Origin of the sequence: Stenotrophomonas geniculata ATCC 19374 = JCM 13324, assembly GCF_001431625.1 — a bacterium.
In the GTDB taxonomy this organism is placed as follows: Bacteria; Pseudomonadota; Gammaproteobacteria; order Xanthomonadales; family Xanthomonadaceae; genus Stenotrophomonas; species Stenotrophomonas geniculata.
In genome coordinates, this window is record NZ_LLXT01000096.1 from 17,061 (window position 1) to 27,815 (window position 10,755).

At 68.0% G+C, this 10,755-nt stretch carries 9 protein-coding genes; 2 read left to right on the top strand and 7 right to left on the bottom strand.

From position 1 onward, the window contains the following. Window positions 1-17 precede the first annotated feature (17 nt). The 7 genes from ARC63_RS08760 to ARC63_RS08790 form a co-directional block, all read right to left on the bottom strand. Entirely contained in the window at window positions 18-557 is a 540-nt protein-coding gene (locus ARC63_RS08760) for a phosphatase PAP2 family protein (RefSeq protein WP_010483928.1), read from the bottom strand. Next, window positions 538-1,683 (bottom strand): glycosyltransferase family 4 protein, encoded by a 1,146-nt coding sequence (locus ARC63_RS08765; protein ID WP_010483926.1) that lies wholly within the window; start codon window positions 1,681-1,683, stop codon window positions 538-540. The genes ARC63_RS08760 and ARC63_RS08765 overlap by 20 nt, the downstream gene beginning before the upstream one ends. Before the next feature lie 223 nt (window positions 1,684-1,906). After that, window positions 1,907-3,433, bottom strand: a complete 1,527-nt coding sequence (gene ppx, locus ARC63_RS08770) for an exopolyphosphatase (protein ID WP_010483920.1) — start codon at window positions 3,431-3,433, stop codon at window positions 1,907-1,909. 366 nt (window positions 3,434-3,799) lie between these two features. Beyond that, window positions 3,800-5,887: a polyphosphate kinase 1 gene (gene ppk1, locus ARC63_RS08775; protein WP_019337026.1), complete on the bottom strand. Its 2,088-nt coding sequence runs from the start codon at window positions 5,885-5,887 to the stop codon at window positions 3,800-3,802. Between the two features lie 4 nt (window positions 5,888-5,891). Further along, window positions 5,892-7,223, bottom strand: a complete 1,332-nt coding sequence (gene phoR / locus ARC63_RS08780; protein ID WP_057503052.1) for a phosphate regulon sensor histidine kinase PhoR — start codon at window positions 7,221-7,223, stop codon at window positions 5,892-5,894. A 108-nt stretch (window positions 7,224-7,331) separates the two neighbouring features. Then, window positions 7,332-8,021, bottom strand: coding sequence for a phosphate regulon transcriptional regulator PhoB (gene phoB / locus ARC63_RS08785; protein ID WP_005408258.1), 690 nt, complete (start codon window positions 8,019-8,021; stop codon window positions 7,332-7,334). Window positions 8,022-8,137: 116 nt separating this feature from the next. Beyond that, window positions 8,138-9,784, bottom strand: a complete 1,647-nt coding sequence (locus tag ARC63_RS08790; RefSeq protein ID WP_057503053.1) for a M48 family metalloprotease — start codon at window positions 9,782-9,784, stop codon at window positions 8,138-8,140. 142 nt (window positions 9,785-9,926) lie between these two features. Between ARC63_RS08790 and grxC the strand changes: the two genes are divergently transcribed. Both grxC and ARC63_RS08800 read left to right on the top strand, forming a co-directional pair. Further along, window positions 9,927-10,217, top strand: a complete 291-nt coding sequence (gene grxC, locus ARC63_RS08795; protein WP_010483913.1) for a glutaredoxin 3 — start codon at window positions 9,927-9,929, stop codon at window positions 10,215-10,217. Continuing rightward, window positions 10,214-10,606, top strand: a complete 393-nt coding sequence (locus tag ARC63_RS08800) for a carboxymuconolactone decarboxylase family protein (protein WP_004154542.1) — start codon at window positions 10,214-10,216, stop codon at window positions 10,604-10,606. The genes grxC and ARC63_RS08800 overlap by 4 nt, the downstream gene beginning before the upstream one ends. Window positions 10,607-10,755 lie beyond the last annotated feature (149 nt).

Here is a 10,755-nt window from a genome sequence, read left to right on the forward strand (position 1 = left end):
GGCCGGCGCGGCGGCCATCACACCGGCAGCGGCAACCAGGCCAGGCTGGCCGATGCCAGCAGGATGGCAATGCCGGTGGCGGCCAGTACATCGGACGGGTAGTGCAGGCCCAACACCACCCGCGACAGCGCGACGCCGAAGGTGAACGGGACCAGCAGCGGTGCCAGCCACGGGTAGTAGGCCAACGCGACGATGGTGAACGACACCGCGTGCAGGGTGTGCCCGGAGGGGAAGCTGAACTCGTCCAGCGGTGCCACCCAGGCACGGATGCGCAGATCGGCCGCATACGGGCGGGGACGCCGGGTCCAGCGCTTGAGGCCCTTGTAGAGCAGCAGCGCGGCCAGACCGGTGGCGGCCATGTGCACGGAGGCGCGCAGTCCGTCGAAGCCGTCGAGCAGCACCAGCGCGCCCATCAGCACGTACCAGAACACGCCATCGCCGAGACGGCTGATGACCGAGAACAGGCGACGCACGCGGCGACGCCGGCAGTAGTGGTTGGCCCGGCGGCAGAGCCGCGCCTCGCGGCCGGCCAACAGCTCAAGCGGCGTGGTGCGCATGGCCGCTCCTCCGCGACTGGGCCAGCTCGGACAGCAGCGCATCGAACTCGGCAACCACCTGCTGTGGATGCAGGCGCTTCATCGCACGCGCGGCGCTGCTGCCGAATTCGCGGCGCCGTGCATCATCGGCGGCCAGCTGCACGGCTGCCTCGATGAACTGCTCATCGTTTTCCACGGCCGCGCCGTTCTCGCCATTACGCAGGTATTCGCGGGCCGCACCGTAGTCGAATGCGACGGTGGCCAGGCCGCTGGCCATGCTTTCCAGGGTCACGTTGCCAAAGGTCTCGCTGCGGCTGGGGAACAGGAACAGGTCACCGCTGGCGAAATGCCGCGCCAGGGCCTCGCCGCGCTGGATGCCGCAGAAGATGAAATCCGGGTTTTCATGTGCCAGTTTTTCGCGGGCCGGACCATCACCTACCCAGACGAAGCGGGCTTTGGGCCGGATCTGCTGCAAGCGCCGGAAGGCTTTCACCGCCAGGCCAAGGTTCTTTTCCGCGGCGATGCGGCCGACATGGATCGCGACCAGGCCATTGCCGTCCACGCCCCATTCCTCGCGCAGCCCCGGGTCGCGCCGGCCCGGATCGAACTGCTGGCTGTCGACCGCACGTGCCAGCAGGCGTACACGTTCGAAACCCTGTTCGCCGAGGAACTGCTGCAGTTCGCGGGTGGGTACCAGCGTTGCGTCGGCCTGGTTGTGGAACCGGCGCATCCAGCGCATCGCAGCGGCCTGCAGCCAGGCGACGCCGTAGTCGGGCAGGTACTCGTCGAAGCGGGTGTGGAAACCACTGGCGACTGGAATGCCAAGGCGGCGCGCGGTGCGCAGCGCCGACCAGCCCAGCGGGCCTTCGGTGGCGATGTAGACCGCATCGGGACGCTGCTGCTGCCAGTGGCGGTTGAGCCGGATCGGTGCAGGCAGGCCGAAGCGCAGGCCGGGGTAGCGCGGCAATGCGGCACCCGGAACCAGCAGCGTGCCTGGCGCCGAGTCCAGCGCTTCGCTGGTCTGGCGTGGCCGGATCAGGTCGATGTCATGGCCGGAAGTGCGCAGTCCCTGCTCCAGGCCCTGCACGGTCAGGGCAACGCCGTTCACTTCCGGCGGGTAGGTCTCGGTGACGATGGCATAGCGCATGGCGGGCCTCCGGGTTTCCGGCATGCTCGGGCCTGGCGATGTAGCGGATATGACCGCTTTGCGACCACGGGATGACGGCGGTCCGGTTCCCATGGAGCCACGGCCCCGAAGGGCCGTGGCGGTGGTCCAGGAAGCGCGGTGGATCAGAAGCGCTGCTGGTATTTCATGTAGATGAAACGACCGATGTCGAAGCCACCGTAGTAGGGGAACAACGAGTTCAGCCTCAGGCCACGAACGGCCGGAACTGGATGCCCAGCCCGGCGATGCCGTCGGTCTCGCCGATCAGATCGGCGCGCAGCAGCGGCCGGGCATCGATGAAGGCCTGCGGCACGATCAGCGACAGGCGGTTGTCGTCGGCGGTCAGTTCCAGCGCGGGCAGTGGATCGTCCTCATGGGCACGATTGAGCAGCACCGCCAGGCGCAGCAGGGCGGCCAGCCGGCGAGCGGTCAGCAGCAGGCGCTCGGGCAGGGCGTCGAAGGCGGTCTTGGTTACGCTGCGGCGATGGCTGCGCACCAGCGCGGCCAGCATCTGCTGTTCCTGCCGCGAGAAGCCGGCGATATCCGAGTGTTCCAGTACGTAACTGCCATGCACGTGATAGCCGCTGTGCGCGATCATCAGGCCCAGCTCGTGCAGGCGTGCGGCCCAGCCGAGCATCCGCGCGTCGTCGGCATCGAGCCGCCAGCGTTCCTGCACCTGTTCCAGCAGTGACAGCGCGGTGTCCTGCACGCGATCGGCCTGCACGGTATCGATGCCGTAGCGCTGGCTGAGTGCGGACACCGATTCATCGCGCAGGTCGTTTTCGCCAGCGCGGCCGACGATGTCGTACAGGATGCCTTCGCGCATCGCCGCCTTGCTGACCAGCAGCTTCTGCAGGCCCAGTGCCTGGAAGGCGGCCTCCAGCACCAGGATGCCGCCGGCGATGATCGGGCGGCGGTCGCTGGACAGGCCCGGCAACTGGATGTCGTCGATCTTCTTGGCCTTCAGCAGTTCGTCGCGCAGCTGGGGCAGGGCCTCGGCGGTGATCGCGCCCTTGCTCAGCTTCATCGTGGCGCAGATCTCGCTGATCGCCTTGTGCGTGCCGGACGAGCCCAAGGCTTCCTGCCAGCCCAGCGCGCGGTACTTGCTGGCGAAGGGCTGGAACTCGCGGCCGATCTCGGCCAGTGCGTCCTTCCAGCGCTTCTTGCTCAGCTTGCCGCCGGGGAAGAAGCGCCGGGTGCTGGCGATGCAGCCGGCCTGCAGGCTTTCGCGCTCCAGGGTCTGCATGCCCATGCCGATGATGAATTCGGTGGAGCCGCCGCCGATGTCGATCACCAGCCGGCGCTGGCCGGGCTTGGGCGGTTGCGCGTGGGCCACGCCCAGGTAGATCAGGCGCGCTTCTTCGCGGCCGCTGACCACTTCGATGGCATGCCCGAGCGCGGTTTCGGCGGGAACCAGGAACGACTGCGGAGAGCGCAGCTGGCGCACGGTGTTGGTGGCCAGTGCGCGCACCCGGTGCGGCGGCACGTTGCGGATGCGCTGGCCGAAGCGGGCCAGGCATTCCAGCGCGCGCTGCCGCGCAGCGGAGGAGAGCCCACCTTTGCCATCCAGGCCATCGGCCATGCGCACGGTCTCGCGCAGGCGGTCGATCACCCGCAGCTGGCCGAGCGTGTAGCGCGCGATGACCATGTGGAAACTATTGGAGCCAAGGTCGATGGCGGCCAGCAGGTCGCCATCCTGCAATGCGGGCGGAGTCGTGGTGGTATGCGGCATGGACGAATGTTAGCCGAAGGGGCGGTGTGCTCGTCACCGCGCGGCCTTCACATTTTGGAAGAGGGGAGTGCGGCAGGGCTGCGCCCTGCACCCGCCGAATCAACGGCAACGGCTAAAGCAAAGGCAAAAGCGGGCTATCCGTAGGATGGCGGGGTGGGTCCGATGGCAGGGGACGCCGTTAACCCGTCCATGGGGGCTTGGTCGCCGCATCCATGCGGCTCACACCCCTGCCACCGGACCCACCCCGCCTTCGACAGAATTCCGCTGCTGTTGGTAGGTGTCGACCTTGGTCGACACTGATCCAATCCCGACCAGAATCGGTGCCTGCCGCTCCTGGTAGGTGTCGACCTTGGTCGACACACCGGCTCACAGCCCCTGCATCAATGCCATCTGAGCAGAATGCGGGGCTTCGTCGTGCGCCGGGGCACGCTTGTGGTAGATGCCGTCGGCGTCCAGCTCCCAGGCGTTGAGGTTGTCGTCCAGGTAGTTCTGCAGGACTTCGCGGTAGACCCGCTTGGCCAGCTCCGGGTCGAGGATCGGGAAGCACGTCTCGACACGGCGCAGCAGGTTGCGTTCCAGCCAGTCGGCGCTGGCGCAGTACATCTCCGGTGCGCCGTCGTTGCCGAACCAGTAGACGCGGCTGTGCTCCAGGAAGCGGCCGACGATCGAGCGCACGCGGATGTTGTCCGAGATGCCCGGTACGCCCGGGCGCAGGGTGCAGGCGCCGCGGATGATCAGGTCGATCTGCACGCCGGCCTGCGAGGCGGCGTACAGCGCGCGCACCACCTGCGGTTCGTTCAGTGCGTTCATCTTGGCGATGATCCGCGCCGGGCGGCCGGCGGCGGCGATGCGCGTTTCGCGCTCGATGCGGCCGAGGATGCCGGTGTGCAGGGTGAAGGGCGACTGCAGCAGGCGCTTGAGCTTCATCTTCGAGGCCAGCCCGGACAGCTGCTGGAACAGCAGGTGCACGTCGTTGCCGATGTCCGCATCGGCAGTGATCAGGCTGATGTCGGTGTACGCGCGGGCGGTGCCGCTGTGGTAGTTGCCGGTGCCCAGGTGCACGTAGCGGCGCAGTTTGCGGCCCTCGCGGCGCACGATCAGCAGCATCTTTGCGTGGGTCTTGTAGCCGACCACGCCGTACACCACCTGCACGCCGGCTTCCTGCAGGCGATCGGCCAGGCCCAGGTTGGCCTCTTCGTCGAAACGTGCGCGCAGTTCAACCACCACGGTCACGTCCTTGCCGTTGCGCGCGGCCTGGATCAGCGCGTCGACGATCAGCGAATCCTTGCCGGTGCGGTACAGGGTCTGCTTGATCGCCAGTACGTTGGGGTCGATCGCCGCCTGCCGGATCAGGTCCAGCACTGCGGTGAAGGCATCGAACGGGTGGTGCAGCAGCAGGTCCTGGCGCGCCGCCGTCTCGAAGATGCCGTCGCTGTCGCGCAGCGTGCGCGGGGTCATCGGCGGGTACTTCAGGTCCGGCTGCGCGATCAGGTCGTACAGCTGGATGATGCGGTTGAGGTTGACCGGGCCGTCGATGCGGTACACCGCGTTCTCGGTCAGGCCGAAATTCTGCAGCAGGGTGCGCACGATGTCGCGTGGCATGTCCTGCGCGATTTCCAGGCGCACCGCCGGCCGGTAGCCGCGGTCGACCAGTTCGTCGCGCAGTGCCAGCGCCAGGTTCTCCACTTCCTCCTCGTCCACCACCAGCTCGGAGTTGCGGGTAACGCGGAACTGGTAGGCCCCCTGCACTTCCATGCCGGGGAACAGCTCATCGACGAAGGTGGACAGCACCGACGACAGGAACACGAAGTTCTGCGATCCGCCGAGCTTCTCCGGCAGCTGGATGATGCGCGGCAGCGAGCGCGGCGCACGCACGATGGCCAGATGGCCGGCGCGGCCGAACGCGTCGGTGCCCTTCAGCACCACCACGATGTTCAGCGACTTGTTGAGGATCTTCGGGAACGGATGCACCGGGTCCAGGCCCAGCGGCGACAGCACCGGCATGATCTCGTTGCGGAAGTAGGCGCGCAGCCAGCGCTTCTGGCGGTCGGTCCAGGAATGGCGGCCGAGCACGCCGATGCCGGCCTCCATCAGCGCCGGGCGCAGCGTCTCGTTCCAGCAGCGGTACTGCTGGTCCACCAGTTCCGCGGCGCGGTCGTGGATGGCATTGAGGATGGCCTGCGGGCTCATCCCGTCCGGCGCCGGCGGCAGGCCGAATTCCTGCGCGTGGCGCACGGCGGCGGCGCGGATCTCGAAGAACTCGTCTAGGTTGGTGCAGGAGATGCACATGAAGCGCAGCCGCTCCAGCAGCGGCACCTGCGGGTCCATCGCCTGGGCCAGCACGCGGAAATTGAAATCCAGCTGCGACAGTTCGCGGTTGATGTAGAGCGCCGGGTCACGCAGCGGATCGTTGTCCGGGCTCACGGGGAGGGGGAGGGATCCGAGGCTGCTCATGGCGTCATTCTTCGATGGAAGTCAGGGGGGCGGAGTCGCGCGGGCGCACGTGGTCGGCATCGAAATGGCAGGAAAACACCGAGCCCTTGCCAACCTCGCTTTCAATCTCCAGCCGCGCATGGTGCAGGCCGAGGATGTGCTTGACGATGGACAGGCCCAGGCCGGTACCACCGCTTTCGCGGGAGCGGCTGCTGGAGACACGGTAGAAACGTTCGGTCAGGCGCGGCAGGTGGGTGGCCGGGATGCCGTAGCCGGAATCGCGCACTGCCAGCACGGCGCCGTCGCCTTCGCGGCGGAATTCCACGGCGATGCGGCCACCGGCCGGCGTATAGCGCACCGCGTTGGTGACCAGGTTGGAGAAGGCGCTGTGCAGTTCCTTGGTCGAGCCCTGCAGGTCAACGCCGGCAAGATCGTCGATGCTGATCTGGTGGCGGCCCTGGCTGTGCGCTTCGGCTTCGCGGCGCAGGGTGGCCAGCATCGGCTGCATGGCCACGGTCTCTTCCTCGCTGTGTTCCTGCGACTCGAGGCGCGACAGCGTCAGCAGGTCTTCCACCAGCTGGGCCATGCGCTGGCTCTGCTTGCGCATTTCTTCCAGCATCGGACCGGTTCCCGGGAAATCCTCCGGGTCCATCATGTCCAGATAGCCGTGGACCACGGTGAGCGGCGTGCGCAGCTCGTGTGAAACGTTGGCGACGAAGTCGCGGCGCACCTGCTCCAGGCGCAGCAGCTTGCTGACATCGCGGGCGATCAGCAGCCAGTAATCGGAGGAATAGGGAATCAGGCGCAGGTTCAGGCGGATCGCCGGGTCGACCGGCGAGGGCACGTCCAGGATCGGCTCGGCATTGCGGCCACCAGCGAGCCAATGCGCCAGCGGCATCGGTTGCAGGCGTTCGACCAAGGCCTCGCCGAGGTCGCCCGGATGATGCAGGCCGAGCAGGGCGGTGGCCGCTTCGTTGAACCACTGCACACGCTGGCTGTTGCGATCCAGCACCACCACGGCATCGGGCAGCGCGGCGGCGGCGGCGCGGTAGCTGCGCAGCATGTCCAGCAGGCGGCGCTTGCGCACGCGCATTTCCACCTGGTTGCGGTACAGCAGGCGGTCCAGCTCGTTCCAGACGCCGGTGCCTTCTTCGGCGGTGTCCCAGCGCTGGCGCGCGGTCAGCCGGCGCAGCACGCTGCGCAGGCGCCAGTAATGCCATGCCAGCGTGGCCAGTGCGCCCAGTGCGATGCACAACCACAGATGGCCCGTGAACCACCCCACCAATCCGGCGAACAGCAGTACCGCGGCAACGGTGGCCAGGGTCTTCAACCAGGCAGAGCGGATGTGGCGGGGCATTGCGATCTCGTCGTTGAGGTGCGGCGGTTCACTGGGGTGAACCGAGGGTTATAGCAGAGTTGCCGGCGCCGGCACCCGCAGGTGCGTGGCGCGCCGGCACGACGAGACTCAGGTAGCAGTGGAGAAGCGGTAGCCGGCGCCGCGCACGGTCTGCACCATGTTTTCGGCGTTGAACGGTTCCAGCGTCTTGCGCAGGCGGCGGATGTGCACGTCGATGGTGCGCTCCTCCACGTACACGCTGCCGCCCCAGACATGGTCCAGCAGCTGGGCGCGGGTGTAGACGCGCTCGGGGTGGGTCATGAAGAAGTGCAGCAGGCGGTATTCGGTGGGGCCGATCGGCACCGGCTGGTCGTTGGCGAACACGCGATGGGCGGCGCCGTCGATGCGGATCGGGCCGACGGCCACGCTGCCGTCCTCGTCATCTTCGCGGGCGCGGCGCATCACCGCACGGATGCGGGCCAGCAGTTCGCGCGCCGAGAACGGCTTGACCACATAGTCGTCGACGCCAGCTTCAAGGCCACCGACGCGATCGTTCTCTTCGCCGCGGGCGGTCAGCATGATGATCGGCACTTCGCGGGTCAGGGTTTCCTTGCGCCAGCGACGGGCCAGGTCCAGGCCGCTGGTGCCGGGCAGCATCCAGTCCAGCAGGATCAGGTCGGGGACGCGATCGGCGATGGCGGTCTGGGCCTCACGGGCGTCGCCGGCGTGGACCGGTTCGTAATCGCCCTTGCGCAGGGCGAAGGCGACCATTTCACGGATCGCGGGCTCGTCATCGACGATCAGGATGCGTTTCTGCACGAGGACACCGTAGGGCTCGGTTACTGGAGTGGTGCCAGTAGACTACGGTTTGATGACATGTTTGTGACTGCCTGGCCGGAACCGGCCTGGATTGCCATCGGCCGGTCATGCAGCGCTCAGCGGCGGTCCAGATCCGGGTCCTGCACGCCCTGGCGGCGCAGCTCCAGCACGGTGGGGGTGATCGCCTCGATGCGCGCATCCACCCGTGCCCGGCCGACATAGTCCAGCGCCGGATTGCGCTTGAGCGCCTGCAGCTGCATCAGCGACTGTTCCGGCCGGCCGCTGAGGAAGGCCGCCTCGGCGTAGGCCTCGCTGGCACGCACGCTGTCGCCGGCCAGTTCGCTGGCGCGGGCGTACCGCTGCTGGAAGACCGGATCGTTACCGCTTTGCGACAGCAGGGGCCGCAGCATGGCCTGCGCGCGCTGGCCGGCCTCGCGGCTGCCCTGTTCGTTCAGGATCTCGGCATAGGTCAGCGCCACCGGACGGCTGTTGGGGTGCTGGCGCAGCAGCTGCTCGAAGCGGCTGTTGGCCTGGGCGGTCTGGCCCGCACGCGATTCGGCCTCGCCCAGCCCCAGTGCCAGCCACAGATTGTCCGGGCGGGTCTGCAGCAGGCCTGCCAGGGTCTGCCGGGCCTGGGCGGCGCCGGCGCGACCGCTGCGCATCACCGCCAGCGCCTGGCCATAGCGCTGGGCATCGTTGAGGCCGTCCTTCTGGCGCTTGGCCAGATCGGCGTACTCGCGTTCCAGCTCGGGGGTGGAGTCCGCGCTGAGCACGCGCAGGCGCTCGCGCGCCCAGTCGAAGTCGCCACTGGCGCCGCGGCTGAGCTGGCCCATCGGGATGCGCAGCACGCTGCTGGGCAGCAGCGGGTTGTTTCCGCGCAACAGGGGTTCGGCCAGGCTGGGATCGGTCGGGTCCACGCGCTCCCTGCGCTCGCCACTGGGGGTGGTGGTGGTCAGCAGCACCGTGTCCTTCTTCATCTGCTCGGCGCGGGCCTTGGCCTCGCTGATGCGGGTGATGTTGACCGGGTGGGTGCGCAGGAACTCGGGCACGCTGTAGCCGCCCTCGTTGCCGCGCATCGCCGATGCCATCCGCTCGAAGAAGCCGGCCATGGCATCCACGTCGTAGCCACTGCGCGACAGGGTGCGGATGCCGAGGCGGTCGGCCTCGGACTCGTTGGAGCGGGTGTAGTTGATCTGCCGCTGCTGCATCAGGCCCATGCCGGAACTGATCGCGGCCATCGTCGCGTTGCCGGAGGAGGTGCTGTTGCTGGCCTGCGCGGCCACCACCGCCGCCAGCATGCCGAGCAGGATCGGGATCTGGTCGCGCTGGGCGCGCTCGACTCCGCGCAGCACGTGCTGCTGGGTGACGTGGGCGATTTCGTGCGACAGCACCGCGGCCACCTCGTCCTCGCGCTCGGCGGTCAGCACCAGGCCGGCATTGACCCCGATGTAGCCGCCCAGCGTGGCGAAGGCGTTGATCTGGCGGTCGTTCATCACGAAGAACGTGTACGGCTGGCGCGGCTGGTCGCTGTTGGAGCCGAGGCGGGTGCCCATGGTCTGCAGCCAGTCGTTGACCAGCGGGTCGTCCAGCAGGTAGCCGTAGTTGCGCAGCTCGCGCAGCATCATCGCGCCGTACTCGGCCTGGCGGGCCGGGGTCAGCAGCTCGCCGGCCGACGAGCCGATGTCGGGCAGCTTCTCCTGGGCCTGGGCCAGCGGCGTGGCCAGGGCCAGGGTGACGGCGGTAGTCAGCAGCAGGGCTCGCAAGCAGGAGGTCCTCGGGCGGGGCGCGCCAAGCGTGGCAGGGCAGGGGGCAACCATTCGTTAATCCACAGTGTTGCGGCCGTGGCGTGGAATTTCCAGCGCACCGGTACCATATGTAGACCGTCGATCCATCGTGGAGTTTCCCGTGACAGCCCAGACCGCCGGCGGTGCCCCCGCCATCACCATCTATTCCACCGCCGTCTGCCCGTACTGCGTGGCCGCCAAGAACTTCCTGAAGAGCAAGGGCCAGCAGTGGACCGAGGTCCGCATCGACCTGGACCCGGTCGAGCGCGAGAAGATGATGGCCAAGACCCGCCGTACCAGCGTGCCGCAGATCTTCGTCGGCGACGTCCATGTGGGCGGCTACGACGACATGATGGCCCTGCACCGTGAAGGCAAGCTCGAGCCGCTGCTGGCCGGGCAGGGCCAGGCATGAGCGCGGCCGACGACGGCAGCAAGGACCGCATCGCCGAGTTCACCGAGTTCCGCAAGCGCATGAACGAGCGCATCCTGGGCGAGCCGAACCAGGTGGTGCGGCGCTTCTTCGCGCTGGACACGCAGACCTACCAGGCCGGTGCGCTGGACGTGAAGACCAAGGAACTGCTGGGCCTGGTGGCCTCGATGGTGCTGCGCTGCGACGACTGCATCAGCTACCACGTGGCCCAGTGCAAGGACGCCGGGGTGACCCGTGAAGAATTCTTCGAGACCTTCTCGGTCGGCCTGGTGGTGGGCGGCTCGATCGTGATCCCGCACCTGCGCCGCGCGGTCGACTTCCTCGACCAGCTCGAAGGCGGCGCCGCCGCCCCGGCAGCGCACGAGCACTGAGGTAGCGCCGGGCCATGCCCGGCGGAGACCTGAACGAAAAGCCGCCGGGCATGGCCCGGCGCTACCGGATCACGGCCGCGCGCCGGGGCATTTCCCGCAATCCAACAGTCCAGGAGCCCCCTTGTTGTTCAAGGGGGCGCGCCGACAGG

Excerpts from the sequence above, each read along its gene's own strand:
- ppx (WP_010483920.1), bottom strand. The coding sequence starts at position 3,433 with ATGCCGCATACCACCACGACTCCGCCCGCATTGCAGGATGGCGACCTG.
- ARC63_RS08760 (WP_010483928.1), bottom strand. The coding sequence starts at position 557 with ATGCGCACCACGCCGCTTGAGCTGTTGGCCGGCCGCGAGGCGCGGCTC.
- ppk1 (WP_019337026.1), bottom strand. The coding sequence starts at position 5,887 with ATGAGCAGCCTCGGATCCCTCCCCCTCCCCGTGAGCCCGGACAACGAT.
- ARC63_RS08800 (WP_004154542.1), top strand. The coding sequence starts at position 10,214 with ATGAGCGCGGCCGACGACGGCAGCAAGGACCGCATCGCCGAGTTCACC.
- phoR (WP_057503052.1), bottom strand. The coding sequence starts at position 7,223 with ATGCCCCGCCACATCCGCTCTGCCTGGTTGAAGACCCTGGCCACCGTT.
- ARC63_RS08765 (WP_010483926.1), bottom strand. The coding sequence starts at position 1,683 with ATGCGCTATGCCATCGTCACCGAGACCTACCCGCCGGAAGTGAACGGC.